This is a genomic window from Lysinibacillus sp. NPDC097214, from assembly GCF_050277945.1.
Classification (GTDB): domain Bacteria; phylum Bacillota; class Bacilli; order Bacillales_A; family Planococcaceae; genus Lysinibacillus; species Lysinibacillus xylanilyticus_B.
This window is the reverse complement of the sequence record NZ_JBNNSS010000020.1, coordinates 1-19,442: the sequence shown is the minus strand read 5'-3', so window position 1 is coordinate 19,442 and position 19,442 is coordinate 1. Positions and strand designations below refer to the sequence as shown.

Here is a 19,442-nt window from a genome sequence, read left to right as displayed (position 1 = left end):
ATAAATAGAATGTATGCAAATATTGTATCATACTGCTAAACTATTTACAATGTAAGCAAATATTAACTTTGAAAAGGGGGAAGGGGCATGGAACTGGAACTAGAGATTGTTTACTTATCTAACAACGCCAAGCCCTTAGTGGATAGTGAATTACTATCTAACTATTTTACGATTACTAAAGATGTTAACGAATTAAATAGAATTCATGAGTCAACGGCCATATCATTTATTTATGCAATTATTTCAGATATAACTGAATTTGAAACACTAAGTTTATATTTGAATATGACTGGTATCCAGGCTCGAATTATTGTTACAGATAAAGAATTATTGGGAATCGAATCGCTTTCTAAATACGAAAAATGCACATATACAAAATGGTTAAAACATATTATCCGCGATACTAGTGGTAATCCAGAACCTATACCTGAAGTTGTCTCAGTTGAGCCTTTAAATCAGACTGTAGTTCAAACACCTTCGGAACCAGTGTTTTTCGATGATAATACCATTTTGGTAAGTGACAACAATATAAATACAAATGAAGCGGAACCAATCGATAATGTTACTTCTCAATCTGTACATTATGAAGAAGATCCGCTTCATATTAGGAAAAGAAATATCCAAAAGAAGTTATTTGCAAATCAACAATGGTCAAACCATAAGATTATAGGTTTATGGTCACCTACGGGCAAAACAGGGGTGACATTAACAACCATCAATTTAGCACTATCCTTTGCAGAGCAGCGTATCTATACAACAGTTTTAGAGGCACTGAACCCTCTTCCTGATTTAAAAACACATATTTCTCGCTATAGCGCCGCTCCAAATAATTGGGTAAGTTATGCTAGTTGTATACAGGAAGAGTACGAGCCAAAAAAGGCATCTTGGATATATCAAAATGTTGTTTTCTTACCATCAACGCAAGATGACTTACAGTACACATGGAATCCACCATTAATTGAAGCCTATATGACTACTTCCAAAATAGCAGATGTAACTTTTGTAGATTTTCCTAGTGGCCGTTTAGCTGAGTATTCGTTGGATGCACTTAACTATGTAGATGAATTGTGGATTTTATTTGATGATAATTATCCAGCTTTATTAAAATGGAAAAATTATTTATCAGGGTTAAGTCAAGATTATCAAGTACAACTATACGGTATTATGGGTAGAACCTATGAATTTTCACAACCTGCGAAAATTTCGCAAGAAATCGGTATCCCTTTACTTACTACAATCCCCGCATTGGATCGGGAGATAATGAATCATTACTATGAGAAAGAGCCATTATGGACAAATAATAGTGTGAGAGAGGCTTTGTTGCCCTCATATCAAACCCTATTTCAACATGTCTTTCCAGAACATCCGCCAATGGAAAAGGTCGATAAAGAATCAGCAAAGTTAAATCCTGTAATATCTTTCCTAAAACAATTGCGCTTTAGACCTCAATAAATTAAGATGGTTGTATATTACTTTATTTAATTATTTAGTCAACTTGCATAAGCATGTTAGACGGAGAACGTATTGTTAAGAGTCTTTGGACACAGAAATCGGTATTATTATGCCGTTTTATGCGTCTTAGACTCTTTTTTTATTTGTTTAAATACAGAAAGGGGTTCGTACTATGCAAACATTAAGACGTACAAAAATGGAAGGTTGGTTTGAATACTATAGAGAAGTCTGTCCTATATGTCATAAAACAGGCGGTTGTATTCGAAATGAAGAGGGAGATCTTGTTGGCTGCATCCGTGTAGAATCTAAAAAGGTATTCTCTCAAAGCCCATTAACGTATTTACATTTTTTAAATGATAAGCAGAAAAAAGTAACTGGGCAATGGGTTGAAAAGCAGGTAACTAAAATTGATGATCAATTTCTTGGACTCATGTATAACGGTTTAATCCAGAATCAATTACCGTTATTGAAGGAACACAGTGAACAACTTAAAATGCCAAATAGAGGCTTAATGGACTATCAAATTGTAAGTAGAGGTTATCGAAGCATAACTCGAAGTCTTACAAATAAAGTGGTATCTCCGACTCAATTAAAAGGAGTACCTGGCTTTTATGAAAATAATGGTCAATGGAAGTTAGTTAATGGGATTGAAGGGATGCTTATACCTTATCGAAATGTCTATAACGAAATTGTTGGTTATCAGATTCGTGTAGATAATCCTCGTCCCGAAATTAGCTTTATTGAGAATAATATCCCTAATCTGCAAATGTTTTTAAAAAATGACGGTTACACTGTTCTTGCGTTACTTGAAGGTGGAGAAGTTATTGGGGAAAAACATATGAATATCGGTGATGAGTACATTGTAGAATACAAAGGGCAGAAAACTCACATCCGCTTAAAACAGGGGAATCGTTATTTTTGGCTCTCTTCTGCAAAGAAAAATTTAGGGTGTAGTCCCGATGGACCGGTACACATTTCTATCCCATCAGAAAGATTAAAAAAACTAGAAGAAAATCCTTCGGAATATAGGGAGCCGTTACGTGCAAAATCCGTTTGGTTAACAGAGGGCGGCCTAAAAGCCGACATTGCTGCAGACCATATTTCTAAAGCTTTTACACCTGAACAGATCGCTAAATTAGGAGACACTTTTGTAGCTACTGCAGGTGTACAATCATGGGCTAATATTTTACCTGTTCTAAAGGAATTGGGCGCTGAGCAAGTCAATATTGCTTTTGATATGGATATGTTGACGAATGTATATGTAAAACAAGCTGTTACTCAATTATTGACAGCTTTAAAGGCTGAAAAATATCTCATAAACTATGTGGTATGGAATTCACAAGACGGGAAAGGCATTGATGACTTATTTCTTGCATCAAAAAGACCGCAAGTGAGAAGAATCGGAAACTAATATTTGTAGAACAACAACATATTTGTATACCTATCCGTTAAAATATAATGGGTAGGTATTTTTTTATTATTTTGTTAATCCGGAGGCCAATATGATAGATAATTTAATTTATGAAAATGTAAAAGGACAAGGTTCATTTGCTCTTGTCTCTAGATATAGAGATATACATGGAAACAAATTTGCTGTAAAGAAAATAAAAAAAGAAGTCATGACTAATGAAGGCGATGTTAACCGTTTTAGACGTGAGATTGACATTCTGACGGTTCTAAATGGGGAACCTCATATAGTTCCTTTATTAGAAAGCAATGAAAAAGAACTATGGTATGTCATGCCTTACGCTGAGAAGAATTTATATGAGTATATTTCACAAAACAACCAATTTCTTTCTGAAGCGGATCGAGTAGAAATATTTGAAAAGATATTAGATGGCATATCAATAGCTCACTCAAAAAGCATTCTACATAGAGATATAAGTCCGAATAACATTTTAAAGATAGGTGATGAATGGTATATTTGCGATTTTGGGCTAGGGAAGGATTATAGTAAATATACTAAAGGAGGATATTCTTCCGTTACAGGATATGGGAGCATTCTTTATGCAGCCCCTGAACAAATTGACAAATTAAAAGATGCAAGTGTTCAAAGTGATATCTACTCTTTAGGTAAAATATTCTATTTCATTTTAACAGGTAAAGAACCTAGAGATATTAATGATGCTCCTTCGTATAAGTCTGTTATTAAGGGGGCCGCGTCTGAAAGAGTAGAAGATAGATATGAAAACGTGTCTAAATTGAAAAAAGAAGTAGCAAAATATAAAAATTTATATTCTGTAATGAGCACTACAAACCTTCAAGATATGACTGTAAGGGATTATCTCGCTCAAACTCAAAGAGTTAATTGGAATGAACTTTATGAAGTAGCAATGAAATTCAATGTGACAGACCATGTTTATTATGATTTTGTAGATCCGATTACTACAATTTTAAGCGATACTAAAACCATCGAGAGTTTTTATACGACAATTAATAATAATATGTACGACTTTATTGTCTTATTTAGACAAGCATTAGAAAAATGCTACACGAGTACTGGGTGGCCATTTAGCTCAATGAACTCATTTGGTTACTTTTTGAATAGGCTATATAGAGTAGTATCTACAGATAGTCGTTGTCAAATGGAATGTTTGAAAGAACTTTGGGATATTGCTGCATACCATGATCAATGGGCAGTACAAGACACAATAATAGGGATACTACAAGAAAATTCTATCTTACAAGAGAATGAAAGAGAATTCGCGCTTTATATGCTAGAAATGGATAAGACTTTTGCTAAATTGGGTAATGCTACTACTGGTAGGATTTCTTCAAGCGAAATAGTCAGAGTTATAACCCATTTGAAGGCTAAATAACGAATGAAAAAAACCGATTGCCTTATACGCAAATCGGTTTTTTTATTCTAAGAGTTATCATAGTAAAATAGCTATAAGATGAATTAATTCCAAATAATAGTTGCATATCCATAACTAGCACTATACAATAAGGGTAATTATATAAACGGATTCAATGGGAGTACCCCAAATACAAGAAAGCATAGGCAAACTATGCGTTTCTTCTTGTGTTTGGGGTACTTTTTTTCGTTTATATAAAAATTAAAAGGAGTGATTCTTTAATGAAAAAAGTATTAACGTCAAAGAAGTGGAAGGGAGTATTTATTGCACTCGGTTTTGCTTTTCTTTTATTTGCATTACCAGGTTTTGATCATGCAATGGCAGCAAAAAATAGTGCCTCAGATGCTGCATCATCGGCCGGAATTACCGCACAATCAGATGATGGTAAAGCTCTTATCGACCAAGGTAAATCATGGGTCTACATTCTAATGGGCTTTGGCTTTGTTGTTATAGCCGGCTGTTTAATTATGGCAGGTGTTAAATTAGCAGCTTCGTCTCAAGCTCAAAAACGAGTTGATGCTTTTTGGTGGGTAGGCGGTGCATTTATAGGTGCAATTATCGTATATAACGCTTTCAAACTATTAGGATTCGCTATTGGCGCAGGTGGTACTTCTGGTGCCTAATGTTTAGAACACCTTTTACAGGTGTTCTTTTTAAAAAGGAGCGATGTAAAATGCGGTCAGCACGCTTAGAACAAGATATGGTGAGTGAACAAAAAAACTTATTAGGCTTTATGTCATATCGACAAGGAGGTTACTGTTTTATAGGTATCGTTGCCCTATATAATTTTGCTTCTTTTGTCTTTAAGACTAGTAGCTTATTTATGGGTACAATCCCCAGTCTACTTCTTTGTTTAATTTTCTCTATACCGATACCAATTATCGTTGTGTATTTAGCATTTACTCGGCATTCTTACACAATGTATTTTCGGGATAAACACTTCTTATTAGTGTTCATAAATAGACATGCGTTCGGGCAATGGAGAAAAGGAACTAATCGTAATTTAGTTACACTACAAGATTTGAGGAGTGACCAGATTGATTGATTTATTAGTATACACGGGAATGGGTCTACTATTTTACATTACCTATTGTATAGCAAAAAAAGAGCCTATTATACGAACCAAAAAAAATCTAGAAAAAAGCAGGAATAAAAAACAAGCCAGAATTGAGGATGCTACTAAACAACATCATGCGGATCTTTTAGATGAATTGGAGCCATTGCCTTTCGATCAGTTATTTCCAAATCTTTTAGATATTAAAGATGGTGTAATTATTTGTGAGGATGATTGGTATTCAAAAATAGTTGAAATTACCCCGGTGAATTATTACTTAAAAGATATAGATGAGCAGGACCAAATTGATAAGATAGTTGAAACCTGGACAGCAAAACTAGACGGTTTGTTCGTTCGTACGTATTATCAAAACCGTTTTATCGACCTTACCGAGAATACAGACTTAATTAAGAATACATTCAAGCAACAATCCGATTTGCCACCACAAGCTGTAGAATATGGAAATTACATGTTTGAGGATCTACAGCAATTTCAATCAGAGCGTCCAAGATATGAACTGAAAATCTATTTAATATTTGACTACAAATTAAAAAAACATGAAGTTCGTATAGATGATGGTGATGATATACAAATTGCCATGTTTAACAAAGCTAATGCTGAATTAGATAGATCAATTGAAAAATCTGAAAGTCTTAAAAAATCTGGAGTTCAGATTACAAAGCTTGATAACACTGGAATTACAGAACTCCATTATCATTTATTCCAACGAAGACGAGCTCGAAAGCTACGTTTTAACGATATACAAAATAACGAAATGTTAGCAATGTATGTAACGGCCTCTCAAACACCAGAGCACATGGCAGCAGTAAAGGAGGAAATTGACAATGGTTCAAATTTTAAAGAAGAAGAGGAAATCTAACACCCAACCTCAAAAATCTAAATTTGAGCAAACTTTAAAAATAAAGGATTATGCCACCGATACAATATCAAAATTTTGGGATTTAGTATCGCCCGATGGACTTGGAATAAAAGATAGGAAAGCTGATTATTTTATCATCAATCAAAGTCTTGGTAACACCGTTTACGCAAGACCCTTCCATATTCCTTCTGAAGGTTATCCTATTTTATTAAGTACTGGATGGTTTCAAACGTTGATAAATCAAGGTGAAGTTGATGTCATGCAGGATACGTACAAATTGACTAAACAAGAGGCAGTTAAAACATATGAACGACAAATTAAATCTTTAGAGTCAAGTATGATTGTTCAGCGTGTGCGGGGTAGCCTAGAAACTATTAACGATTTAAAAACTAAAATTGCTGATTTGACTAGAGCGATGGAAGAAGTTCAAATGGACTTAACCGATTCATTCTATGTAGGAATTAATGGTGTCATATATGCTGATTCACTAAAAGAATTAAATGCACTGTCTAATAGATTAGAAGATGAAATGGCTAATAAAATGATTAAAGTTTCTCCAACATTCCAACGTGTCAAAAAAGGGTTTCAGTCCGTGACACCTATATATAGAAATCAAATACCTGAATCTATGAGAAACTTTAACCGACAAGCATTAGCAACTGTAGCTCCTTTTATCAGTGGAGCTGGCTTTTATAATGGCGGTATTCCCATTGGAATTAATAAAATCACAGGACAAAAAGAATTTTTCAATGCCTTTGGTTCAGAAAAATTCAGACCCAAAAACTACAATATGGCCATATTTGGATTAGCTGGTAGTGGGAAATCTTTAGCAATGAAATTACTTATGGCACGTGAAACTGTAGGAATGGGTGTATATACGCGACAAATTGACGTTGAAGGAGAGTTTGTTGATACTACCCGTAAATTAGGAGGAATTAACATTACTCTTTCTGAGGAAGGGGAAATGCGTATAAACCCACTAGATATTAGCGCATCTCTTGTACCAATTGAAGATATGTTAGATGGTAACGATCCAGATGAAGAACTAAAATTGTTAGAAGCCTCAGATGATAGAGAAGTAATAGAAAAAGACGAAAATAAATACGTCCATTTCGTACCCATACGTGAAAAGATTAATGAAGTACTAGACTTTTTTGATATTTTAAAACGGGGGAAAGAACAAGAAAACCCTGGATTGGATGTTTTTGAATTAGCCTATTTAGAAGAAGCAATTACTTTTTTATACCGTGATGATGAGCGATTTAAGTTTACAACTCATCCTGACTCTTTATATAAATTCGGCTCCCAAAAAGTAGGTGACGATATTGTACAAGGTCGTGTAAAAAAAGAAATGCCAACTCTATCAGACGTATATGCTTACTTAGTTGAAAAATTCTCATCAGAACCAGAAGCAAAGAAGATTATTAAAACAATTCGTCCATTTTTACGAGATGCCTCTAAACCAATATTTGACGGTCAAACATACTTTGGTCGTAATATTGATACGGATCTTAAGAAAGCAAGAATTGTTAACTTTAATTTAAAACACATGGAAGAAGGGTTTTTGCGCCCAATTGCATATCACGTAATTCTTTCTCACTTATGGGAGGACTTCGCGAAAGCTCCTGAATTAATGTTTGTTCCTAAAGTTATTAACTGTGATGAATTGGCTCAATTCATCAAGAATAAACAAACAGTGCTTTTCGCAGAAAAGTTGGCTCGTAGAATACGTAAACGTCATGGTGGTTTCCGTATTGCATCTCAGGATTTTGTTGTTGTTGCAAATTCTCCTGAAGCAAGAGCTATTTTACAAAATACAACTACTTTTATGTTCTTCGAACAAAATAAAATTGACTTGAAATTACTACAAGAAACTTTTAATCTCAGTCAAGGCGAAATCGATATTATTAATAATGCTCCAGTTGAAGGTGAATGTATCTTCAAGCAAGGTACTTCGTCAGTTTGGATGCGTACTGATCCATCACCTGGTGAGATGCTATTTGTAGAATCAAACAAAGCAGTATTAGCACAATATAAAAAACAACTGAAACGCAGTAGTATCAGCTGATAGGAGGCCAGTCATATGGGAACTATTAGCGATAAAATAGTTGATATTTTTAGTAAACTTATTGAAGCTATCTTTGATTTTATATTAGAACCATTTTTAGGATTATCTGATTTAAAAGATCTTATTTTTGGTGATAGTGAAGAAAAATTTTTTATTTGGCATACCTTTACGAAAGACGTATATAACTATGCATTAAAACCCCTATACACCAGTATGCAAGTAATGGCCATTATAATTATGGTTGCATTAATTGTTATATTTGGTATCAAAACTGCAATGAATTTTCATAAACCTCAAGGACGTATTGAGTTTATTCAAACGGGGTTCTTAATCTTTTTCGTTATATTATTATTTAATAATTTAGAGTTTTTTTATAATTTAGCCTTTAGTCTAAATCATTTAGTAGTACAGTGGTTTGGCACAAGTTTTGAAGATACAGTAGCTTCTCTGAAAGATGTTGATGAGAAAATTGGTAGTCCGATAGGTCGTATTTTAGTAGAAATCGTACTTGTAGGATTAGCAGTTTGGGGAAATTTTTACTATCAAATGCGAGCAGTAACACTTGTATTACTGTTAGCGCTTGGTCCAATCTTCATTGTATGTATGATTAATCCAAGATTAAGAAGCTTGACTAGTAATTGGTCAAGAGAAACTCTTAGCACCATTCTTGTACAAAGTATTCATGCGTTAGTGTTTTACATTTTATCTATTTTCTCAATGGCTCAAGATAATTTCGTAAGCGCTGTTATTACTCTACTAGTTTTTATTCCAACAACTGTCGCAACACGTGGATTATTTGGTTTAAATTTAGGTATGCAAGATAACCTCTCTAAAGCTGGTGCTGCTTTAGGTATGACTACCCTTTTTGCAATGGGTGGTGCCGTTAAAGGAGCAATGAATGGAAAAGGTATCTCCGAAATCGCCAGAGATGCAATGGATGGGGTAAAGGGACAACTTCATCGCGGTAGTGGAGCTAATCAACCGGGGGCAATGGGAGATATAAAGGATACTGTAGCAGGTAATGAAAATAGCGATTTAGCTGCAGAAAGAAAAGCTGAACGCCTACTCCGTAATGGCGAGGTTTTAAAATCCATCGGAAAAGGAGTATTTGGAGCAGCTGGTGCTCTAGCAGGCGGTGCGACTGGACCTATGGGTGCGTTTGCCGGGGCAGGAATTGCTTCTGCTATAGGCGGAGAAGTTGCTGGGTTTGCAGGTCGCACAGGTACATCAGTGATGGATTCATTGAAAGATCGCCGCGATAAAATGAACAAACTTTTAGATCCTCAATCTTTAGAAGAACCTACATTATCCGATGACATAGAAGCTTCCGCTGACGAAATTGCTGAGGTAGAGGCTCATGAATGGGCTAACCAAAACAGAGAGACTTTATTAAATGACTTAAAAAGTCGGTTCCCAGATGCTACTCAAGAAGATTTAGAATCAATGTTAGAACAAGAAGTAGTTACACGAAAAGCTGAATTAAAGTCACATTATATAGACGAACTGTCACGCGCTGTTAGCTATGGAGATACTCATGCTGCAAGTGGAGAGAGTTTCAAAAATCAAGCCACTGCGAATTTATTGCAAGAGTGGGAAAATGAAAATCGTCCTTCATTTAATAAAGAGTATGAACAGCAACATCCAAGACAAGAAAACGAGTCTTTAGAAGCTTTCGAACAACGTCGTGACGCTGAATTTTCACACAGAAAGGCTGAAGTTGCTAATCGTTTACAAAAAGTTGTAGGTGAAGCGATGGTAGGCGCTACGAATGAATTAGGCGATGTTAATAAAGCTGTATTCCATTCAAAACTGTCTGAAGGACTTCAAGCTCTACCAAAAACGGATTCTTTAGTATCCTTTGTTAATCCAGATGCAACTGCTCTAAAATCAACAAACGATATTAAACCTGCTAGTGGAGAAAGTTTCAAAAATCAAGCTACTGCGAATTTATTGCAAGAGTGGGAAAATGAAAATCGTCCTTCATTTAATAAAGAGTATGAACAGCAACATCCAAGACAAGAAAACGAGTCTTTAGAAGCTTTCGAACAACGTCGTGACGCTGAATTTTCACACAGAAAGGCTGGCGTTGCTAATCGTTTACAAAAAGTTGTAGGTGAAGCGATGGCAGGCGCTACGAATGAATTGGGCTATGTTAATAAAGCTGCATTCCATTCAAAACTGTCCTCCGGACTTCAAGATTTAGCACAGACTGATTCAGTATCCTTTGTTAATCCAGATGCAACAGCTCTGAAATCAACAAACGATATTAAACCTAAAAGCGGAGAAAGTTTCAAAAATCAAGCAACTACCAATTTAATGCAAGAGTGGGAAAATGAAAATCGTCCTTCATTTAATAGAGAATATGAACAGCAACATCCAAGACAAAAAAACGAGTCTGCAGAAGTTTTCAAACAACGTCGTGACGCTAGATTTTCACAGATAAAGGTTGGAGTAGCTGATCGTATACAAAAAGTTGTAGGTGAAGCGATGACAGGCGCTACGAATGAATTAGGCGATGTTAATAAAGCTGTATTCCATTCAAAACTATCCTCTGGACTTCATGATTTAGCACAAACTGGATCAGTATCCTTTGATAATCCAGATGCGATAGCTCTGAAATCAACAAACGGTATTCAAACTGCAAGTATCGTATCTCCTAACCACAGACTAATGTCTGGAAATGTAGGACAAATACTTGCACAAAAAGCTACTATGCAAGAACGTGCTAAATATATTGATAATGCTATTGCACGTGGAAACACTGCTGAAGAAGCAGTCACAACATGGAATAACGATCATGCAGAAAAGTCATTAGCAAACAATGTTGAAAAATATAAACATGTAAATACAGCTGTAGAAAAAGCAGTTTCTATTAATAAATCAGCTGTACAAGCTTTCCAAAATCCGAATTTCACTGATAAGGTTCGAGCATTCGCAGTATCAACTACCGCAGATGCATCAACAGCATTATCTAATGTTGCTAGTGTTGTAAACAGCGGTGCTAATGCAACTGTTGATAAATGGGTATCGAATAAAGCCGATGGAATCGGTGTATTACAAAATGTAGTTAGTTCTGTAAAATCCGGTACTAGCGGTGCTATTGGAGAATTCTCAAATCAAGCAGTTAAAACACATGGAAGTTATGTCCAAGCACAAGATAACTTAACACGTACTGCAGGTTATGTAGGTGGCATATTCCTTGGTCAAACAGGACATATGTTAGCCCGAAAAGTAACAAATAAATTATCGCCGTTGAATGAAGGGGTACAAAGTGAAATTAACAGTGCCCAAGAGGTTATTCAAATGGCTCAAACAACTACTGACTCTTTCGGAAATGTACAAGCAGTTCCAGGGGCTATCCGACAAGTGGTAACACCTGATTCCTCATATGTTGAGGTGTTAACAAAAGCAGGCGACAGAAAAGTTGTTTCTCGTTTGTCAGGTGGTCATGCAAAATTAAAACCAAACGAGAAAGTTTACCAAGATTTAAGTATCCAAGACGGTATGTTAGTACCAACTAAAAGAGGTTCTTCTTCAACTTACCGTTTATCCGAAGATGGTTCAGCAATTCCATCTGATATTACAATTCAGCAAAATCCGAACAAATTACTAAGACAAAGACCTAATATTGACGGTATCGGTTCACCTTCAAATACAACTATTGTACAACCAGAAGCATACTCACCAAGTGAAGTTGCACAAATTGCCGCTACAACTTCTGAAGGTACAACTGTTAAGGGTGCAATTAGACAAGTTGTTACTCCAAATGAGAGTTTCATAGAGGTACAAACGCAACAAGGTTTGAGACATCGTATCTCTCACAAAGGAGAAGGTAATCAATCTTTACAACAAGGAGAAGTGGTATATCAGGATTTAGCTATCGAAGATAATTCGTATGTTCCTGAGATGTCTAGAGTAGGTAGCACATTAACATCTAGTTATATGGTAGATTCTGCAGGTGCACGTATTGCACGCAAAATCCCACTCAACGATCCTAATTTATTACACAGTTCAAATGCTGGCCTTCAGTCACAAAAAAGACCAACGTTTATTAAAGGAAAAGAATATCCAGCTTACAATCAACAAGTAGATACTGGTCAATTCTTCACGGAAGATCTTGCAGCTAACGATTTCGATAATCTAAAAGTTATTGTTGAAAATAATCGTAAATTTGTGGTTGGAGAAAAGAATGGTTCTACCTACCGTGTATCTCCAGTTCAAATTGGTGACACTCGATTAGGCCACAATGAAGTACATGAAGTGGGAGTTTCTTTAATCGGACAATCATTAAAACCAGATCAATCAATCGCTGATAATGTAATGGGAAGTACATTACATACACTTGATTCTTCTAAAGGTGTCTTAACTGAACAGGCAAACTATTCATCATCACATATGGATGACTTAATTATCTCTAGAGTATTGGCGAATGCAATGCGTGCTAAACAAATAAGAACTGAGTTAAATAAAGTCCGCCAAAAACAAGGTATTGTTTAGGGGGAATTAGGATGGTCAATCATACTCAGAATCAACAACAATCTTCGCCTGCAGCAGATGTAGCAAAGCGACTTGGAAAAAAACAGCTTAAAAAGTTACTGAAAAAAGGTGCGAAAATAGCTGTCCAATTTCTAAAAAAACTAATCTTAGCACTTATTAAAACTGTAGTAGGATGGGTTTTAGCTTTAGGCTCTCCAGTTCTGTTAGTAATTGCGGGTATTGGCGTTGCTCTTTTAATTGTTTATATGATTATTTCAATGGCATTTTCACTTTTCCCTGAGATATTGTCCGATGATGAATTAGCAGAAAGGGAAAGGTACATTAGTATAGCCAATGAATATGATATACCTTTTGAATTATTAATTGCAGGTGTTCAAATTCAAGGGTCTCTAAGTGATTATAATGATGCCCAATTGCAAGAAATTGCTTCTAAGTTACAACCGCATTCCACCTATAAGAACATAACATTACATTCTGAATCTTACTCGGTTAGATGCGTTAATGGAAATTGTACAGATAGCTCAGTATCAAAAAGTTCGAAAGAGGTTCCAGTTGTTGATTACACGGAAAAATGGGATCGGATCGTACATTATGATTATGAAATTGAATACGGTGCTTGGAACCGCACCAATAGTTATTCAGAGACTAAGTGTACACAAAATAAAGATGGGACTGAAATATGTAATGAGACTAGTGGTTACACAATGTCGCGTGATGAATCTTATACACAAATTCCCACTGAGACATTGGATTACACTAAATTTGAAACTGCCTTTCAGTCTCCACCATTTAACTATTCAACAGATGACCTATACGCTGTAGAAGTGTTCTATGCGCTCACTGATAATTGGATTGAATATAAAGAATGGAAAAATGGGACTATTTCTGTTCCTGGCTCTGGTTCTGGCTCTTATGATGGTACTGTAATTCCAGGTTCAAGTATTCCATCTGAGTTTTTCAAAGTATATATGGCGGCTCAAGCTAAATATGGCGTTGACTGGTACTATCTAGCCGCTATTCATTTCGTCGAAACCAGATTCTCCACCATAGATCCTATGGTTAGTTACGTAGGTGCAGAAGGCCACACTCAGTTCATGCCTTGTACTTGGCATGGATGGGGGTATCCAGGATGTAAAGGTACAATTGGTTACGTTAATATTCCTGAGAAAGATAAATACAAACCTGAAACTGTTAAAAAGTACAACGGGTACGGAGTCGATGGAAATAACAACGGTATTGTAAGTCCATGGGAAATTGAGGATGCTATCTTCGCAACTGCAAATAATTTAGCAAAGAACGGTTACTCGAAAAATATAGATAATGCGATTTTTGCATACAATCACTCTCAAACATATATCAAACAAGTAAAAGCGTATGCTAAACAGTTTAAGGAAGAGGCTTCATATATAAATGATGCCACCCCCAATTCATTAGGATTTGTTCAAGCAACAACAGGAAAAATAAGTTCACGATTTGAAAACCGTACAATTGGTGGCAACACTGCATTTCATTTAGGCCTCGATATAGCAAACAATAGTGGTACACCTATTAGAGCAGTTGCTAGTGGTACTGTACGTTCTACAAATAATACATGCCCTCAAATAGGAGGTTATGGTAGCCTTTGTGGTGGCGGATGGGGAAATTATATTATTATTACCCATAATATCAATGGCCAAGTTTATGAAACAGTATACGCACATCTATCCTCATTAAATGTAAAAAAAGGACAGACAGTACAACAAAGTGCTGTCATTGGTGGTATGGGTACATCAGGTTCAAGTACAGGGAACCATTTGCATTTAGAACTCCATAAGGGTATTCGTAAAAGCGGTACTGCCGCTGTACAAACTGCATTAAATCCAGAGCTTTATGTACCTATATAAGAGGTGATTTTATGAAAAAGTGGTTTCTTAGATGGCTTTTTTTAGCCATCTTTCTTCTTTGTGTATTTGGCTGGTATTCTTGGAAGGACTACCAGAAGCGGTTAGTAGGAAAGGAAGAAGCTATTTTACTGTTTCAGAACAATGAAAAGTTAGAGACTACAAAAAAACAAGAAGCAGCTAAAATTGAAGAATTAGCAATAAACTATATCTATTCACATGCGATAGAGCCTCTTGAGTTTTTTCACATGTCTTCCGCTCATGAAGCAGAGTCTGAAAATCCATATGCAGAATGGGTAATTGAACTAAATCGAATTCTCAAGCAAAAAGAAATTCATAGTTGGATGGCATTGTTTAAGCCTGACCTGTTTCAGGAATGGTTTAGTAATCAGGATATTAAGAATTCGCCGGAAACTTTCCTATCTGAGTTCTTGGTGAATGAGTATTCTAACATTAAACGATTCGACTACTTTACTTGGAGAAATGAGCACTATTTCCGCATTAGCTACACGGATGGTCAAATTTTAGAGAAGAAATTGCCACTCATTAAACGTGATAACAGTCTACTAATTAATATGAGCGTAGAAGAGTGGGAAAATTACATTAAAAGCACCGACAGTGATTAATGAGACTGTCGGTTCTTTTTCATTATATGAATTTTAAAAGCAAAGGTAATTAAAATCTAAATCTGATATTATAGTATGTTCACGTGACGTTTTAAATGATTAGTATCTTACATATGGCTCAATGCGTTGCATAAAGATAATTACATTTCTTTCGTTTTCAGGGAAATTACTTTGCATGAATTTTAAAATTGTTAAAGTGAGCATAGCTCTAGTATGAATGAAATGGTATTCGTCTTTATTTGAATTAAAAGGTCTACGAACTGGATTGATAGATAAACCTCCATCTTTTTCATCAATAGAATCTAATGCCAGATAATTATGGGCGCTTATTAATAAAAAACTATATAATTTTGCAACTTGTTCTCGATCATAGAATGAACATTAGTAAAATCTATTATTTTCTCTCTAAAAGAAGTATAAATTAACAGTTTTAAACATATATTGATATAAAAGGATGGGGGGCGATGCTATTAAAATAGAATTCGTTAATAAAATATCAGTACTAGTGAGGATAGTCTGTCTGTGAGAGCACTAGATTTACATTTAATAAGTAAAATAAAATTATTAATTAGGAGGTAATTCAAATGTCAAAATTGAAAAAACTTTTCCCATTATTAATGGTATTTTCGCTTATTTGTATGGGTCTGTCTCCAGTATCGGCATCTGCAGAAACGATGGATAATAATAAATCAAGTTTAACAAATGCAGAAATCCAAGAATTAGCAGATGAGTTAGAATATATTTTCACAAATATACTTATAAAAGATGAAAATACAGGGATCTATAATGTGAACGTAGAAGCGCTAAATAATTCTCATTATACACAAGAAGAGCGCCAACAATTTCTTGAGTACGCTGCGCAAATTAACAGTAGAGGAACTTTCGATAGATGTATGCAAGATTTATTAGGAATCAGTGCTGCTGCATGGAATGAAGTAAAGGGCTTAATCGATGCTGGAAATTATTTTTCAGCGGCCGCTACTCTTGCCTTTATCTTAGGTGTATACGTTAACCCAGTTGCAATTGCAATATTTGTAGTTACATGTGGTCCATCATCAGCTGGTAGATAAACAGCTGTCTTATTATAAGGAATCTCATATTTTACGTTCGTTAAAATATGAGATTCTTTTTAACATTTACTCATGTAATGTATATAACAGATAATGATTGAGTAATCACAAAGGAGCCGATTATATGATTACCTTTTTAGAAAACGTAATGAATTTAGCATTTATAATAATTGTTATTTCTAGTGCTATTTATTGTAGGAAACTTAAACTTACGAAGTGGAAAAGAAAACTTTCTAAAGGCGAATTCACAATGTATATTCTGACTGCAACCGCACTACCTATTTATGGAATTCTCTATTTAGTCTTTCTTTTTGAAAAATAAAAAGAGTTTTTCATTAAGTTTTATGATTACCTATTTGTCAGAAATACATAGTGATAAACCGAATGGGTAGAACGACACTCCTGGTTATTTGTTTATCTTTTCAATCAGCAACTTTTCCACTTGTGTTTTTAATGCCTGATTAGCGTAACGAAGTACTACATCATCACCAGCCGTTGCAACTTGGACGTCACTAAAGTAATCATCCACTGTCTGCCATCCTACTACTCGGATACGAAGCTGTGTAAGTTGCCGTTTGAGTTTAAATAATTCTTGTCGTAGATCCTTTAACAAAGTATCCATTAATGGCAGAAAAACAGATTTCATTTTAAATTTTTCTACCTTTTTATAATCACTCTGTAATGATTTAACTGCTAATTCTAATAAAAGATATTTGTGAAGTAACTGTCTTTCATCGGCTTTAATCATAATAATCAGCATCCAGTTGCGCTGAGCATATATTTTGTAACGGAATACGTTTTGTTTTAAGAAGAGTCTCAAATATAAGTTCGTTTGTATTAGTATTTATAGCATTTATTTTTCCTATCCATTGAGTGGTTTTACCATCTGACCAGACATCTAATTTAACGTCTTGTCGTTGACCGTAGGCTAGATTTATCGTTTGTTGTAATTCTTCTAGTTCCCATTCGGTCAACTCTCTTTGTTGTTCCATACAGCCCTGTTTGAACTCCCGAAGCAACTCGAGATGCTCTGGCATCATCATTGCAGTAAATTTAATACTTCCTCTGTCTTTTATCATCAAATCACTCCTATGCTAAATGACCACCAACTAGGCGATCACGATTGATAGCTGTACCAGCAGCAGTATATGAAACAGCTCGTAATAAAGAAGTTGCTCCAAACTTGTTCCTGATAGCATCCATTGTTGGTCCTATGAGCTGCCGTTGCGGTTTTCCTTCATCAAATAAGTCCAATTGAATACTATGCTCTCTCTCTAAGTTAGATATCCGGACAGATAACTGACGAGCAGGCTCGCCCGCAAAGTATTCATCAAGCAATTCAATGCACGTTTTATACATAACTAGTGTTTCATTGGTTGGTACATCAATCGTTTTAGAGCGATGAAACCCTTTGGTCATAGCATGACGACTATATGAAAGTCCTAAGGTGATTGTACGGCCTACAAAACCTGCTTGCCGTACACGTTTCATAACGTCCTCACAAGCCTCTAAAAGCACACATGATATTTCTTTACGTGTGTGATAATCCCTCATTAACATTTGGCCTTTACCAAAGCTAAGTGATGGATTTTTGACTAAAGGCTCTCCTAAATTGGATAAATCAATACCCCAGGCATGATGATACAGCTGATTCCCCATTAAACCAAATCGTTGTTCTAATTCCGCTAAATTAGCATTTGCTAATCCACCAACGGTTTGAATACCCATTGCATTTAAATTAGCCTCCATCTTTTTTCCGATTCCCCACATTTCAGATAGGGGGCGAACCGGCCATAATTTCTTTGGAATATCCTCATACGTCCATTTGGCAAAGCCTGTTTTTTTTGCATCTAGGTCTAAAGCTAATTTGGCTATCAACATATTCGGTCCCATACCTACTGCACTAGGAATATTAAACTGTTCAAGAATCGCTCGTTGGATTTCCTTTGCAACTTCTTCTGGGGAACCCCATAGCTTTTCTGTACCTGTAAGGTCAATAAAGCTTTCATCGATACTATATACATGTATAGCCTCTACAGGAACATAACTTGAAATCAATTTTGTAATATTCATGGACATTTGAATAAAGAAATTCATTTTCGGCTCAAACAATTTAATATCAGGATCCTTAGGTATCTCATAGCGCCTATTGGTTGTTTTTATTTTGAATTTTTCTTTCATAACAGGTGAAGCGGCAAGAACTACGCTACCTGGTTGCTGCAGGTTACCAACGACTGCAATAGGCTCCTTTAAAACATCTAAGCCTTCTAGCATTGCAATGGCGCTGCAATAGAAGCATTTCATATCGATACACATTATATTGCGATTAGGCATGTTTGAGTAATCCATAAAAAACTCCCCTAACTGATTTACGAACATTTGTTTGCTTATATTTTACGCACAAACATTCGTTTTAACAAGTAGGAATATTAAGATGGGTAGTTTCCCCAGTGTAGTGGAGTAATCTTTTGCAGTTGTAAAATTAAAATAAAGGGCATAATCCGCAGTGAATATAGATAGAGTTCGACTTTATTACCTATTTAATCACAACATAATATGCAATATTACAACCATATTAGTAAAATACTTCCTATTTTAGATGTAATAAGGTAATATCCTAATGGCTATCAAGTTGCTTTGGAAGTTCCTGACGGATACAATTATGGAGTATTTGTAATGGAAAAAATCGATGGAAAATATGTTGAAGTAGCAAGGGACAATGGAGACTTCGGCAAAAATGCTTATGTAAACATTCCTGGCTTAAAAAGTGATAATACTGTGCCACAATATATTATAGGGATATTCTCGCCATACAACGTTATTTATACGCCGGATGAATACTATCAACTTGTGGTTTCTCCTCTTTAATAGTTAAACGATGAATTTAAGTAGATACGTTTCTTCAACTAACGGGTCTTTAATTGAAGATTCGTATCCAGAAATAATCAAACTTTATGATAAAAACCAAACGAGATAAATAAAGAACCAACTGTTTTGATCAAACTTTGTTTCAAAACAGTTGGTTTCTTTCTGTATAAAATCAGCGTTTGCAACTTA

The 19,442-nt window shown here is 35.3% G+C and carries 14 protein-coding genes; 11 read left to right on the top strand and 3 right to left on the bottom strand.

The genetic code is table 11. The features are described from left to right. The first annotated feature begins 87 nt into the window (after positions 1–87). From ACQKMI_RS24300 to ACQKMI_RS24255, 10 genes are all read left to right on the top strand, one after another. Positions 88–1,452 carry a hypothetical protein gene (locus tag ACQKMI_RS24300; protein WP_427493068.1) on the top strand — a complete coding sequence of 455 codons (1,365 nt, stop codon included), beginning with the start codon at positions 88–90 and terminating at the stop codon, positions 1,450–1,452. 172 nt (positions 1,453–1,624) lie between these two features. Next, positions 1,625–2,863: a DUF3854 domain-containing protein gene (locus tag ACQKMI_RS24295; RefSeq protein ID WP_427493066.1), complete on the top strand. Its 1,239-nt coding sequence runs from the start codon at positions 1,625–1,627 to the stop codon at positions 2,861–2,863. Between the two features lie 91 nt (positions 2,864–2,954). Beyond that, positions 2,955–4,271 carry a serine/threonine-protein kinase gene (locus ACQKMI_RS24290; RefSeq protein ID WP_427493064.1) on the top strand — a complete coding sequence of 439 codons (1,317 nt, stop codon included), beginning with the start codon at positions 2,955–2,957 and terminating at the stop codon, positions 4,269–4,271. Between the two features lie 260 nt (positions 4,272–4,531). Then, the gene (locus ACQKMI_RS24285; protein ID WP_427493062.1) at positions 4,532–4,933 is read left to right on the top strand and encodes a hypothetical protein; all 402 of its coding nucleotides are present in this window, start codon (positions 4,532–4,534) and stop codon (positions 4,931–4,933) included. 414 nt (positions 4,934–5,347) lie between these two features. Further along, the gene (locus ACQKMI_RS24280) at positions 5,348–6,244 is read left to right on the top strand and encodes a hypothetical protein (RefSeq protein WP_427493060.1); all 897 of its coding nucleotides are present in this window, start codon (positions 5,348–5,350) and stop codon (positions 6,242–6,244) included. Continuing rightward, positions 6,210–8,312 (top strand): VirB4 family type IV secretion system protein, encoded by a 2,103-nt coding sequence (locus tag ACQKMI_RS24275; protein ID WP_427493058.1) that lies wholly within the window; start codon positions 6,210–6,212, stop codon positions 8,310–8,312. The genes ACQKMI_RS24280 and ACQKMI_RS24275 overlap by 35 nt, the downstream gene beginning before the upstream one ends. 15 nt (positions 8,313–8,327) lie before the next feature. Then, positions 8,328–12,809: a hypothetical protein gene (locus ACQKMI_RS24270; protein ID WP_427493056.1), complete on the top strand. Its 4,482-nt coding sequence runs from the start codon at positions 8,328–8,330 to the stop codon at positions 12,807–12,809. 11 nt (positions 12,810–12,820) lie between these two features. Beyond that, the gene (locus ACQKMI_RS24265) at positions 12,821–14,692 is read left to right on the top strand and encodes a peptidoglycan DD-metalloendopeptidase family protein (protein WP_427493054.1); all 1,872 of its coding nucleotides are present in this window, start codon (positions 12,821–12,823) and stop codon (positions 14,690–14,692) included. Positions 14,693–14,703: 11 nt separating this feature from the next. Then, a complete protein-coding gene (locus ACQKMI_RS24260; RefSeq protein ID WP_427493052.1) occupies positions 14,704–15,315 on the top strand; it encodes a hypothetical protein in 612 nt (203 codons plus the stop codon). A 584-nt stretch (positions 15,316–15,899) separates the two neighbouring features. Next, complete coding sequence (locus ACQKMI_RS24255; RefSeq protein WP_427493050.1) at positions 15,900–16,385, top strand: hypothetical protein; 486 nt, start codon at positions 15,900–15,902, stop codon at positions 16,383–16,385. A gap of 406 nt (positions 16,386–16,791) precedes the next feature. Here ACQKMI_RS24255 and ACQKMI_RS24250 read toward each other — a convergent pair whose 3' ends face one another. Genes ACQKMI_RS24250 through ACQKMI_RS24240 form a run of 3 tightly spaced genes read right to left on the bottom strand, consistent with a single transcriptional unit; the run spans position 16,792 to position 18,734 of the window. Continuing rightward, complete coding sequence (locus tag ACQKMI_RS24250; RefSeq protein WP_427493048.1) at positions 16,792–17,133, bottom strand: aconitate hydratase; 342 nt, start codon at positions 17,131–17,133, stop codon at positions 16,792–16,794. Continuing rightward, entirely contained in the window at positions 17,126–17,464 is a 339-nt protein-coding gene (locus tag ACQKMI_RS24245) for a YolD-like family protein (protein ID WP_427493047.1), read from the bottom strand. The genes ACQKMI_RS24250 and ACQKMI_RS24245 overlap by 8 nt, the downstream gene beginning before the upstream one ends. A 10-nt stretch (positions 17,465–17,474) precedes the next feature. Then, positions 17,475–18,734: a DNA polymerase thumb domain-containing protein gene (locus tag ACQKMI_RS24240; RefSeq protein WP_427493045.1), complete on the bottom strand. Its 1,260-nt coding sequence runs from the start codon at positions 18,732–18,734 to the stop codon at positions 17,475–17,477. A gap of 327 nt (positions 18,735–19,061) precedes the next feature. Here ACQKMI_RS24240 and ACQKMI_RS24235 point away from each other — a divergent pair, with 327 nt between their 5' ends. Next, a complete protein-coding gene (locus tag ACQKMI_RS24235; protein ID WP_427493043.1) occupies positions 19,062–19,253 on the top strand; it encodes a hypothetical protein in 192 nt (63 codons plus the stop codon). Positions 19,254–19,442 lie beyond the last annotated feature (189 nt).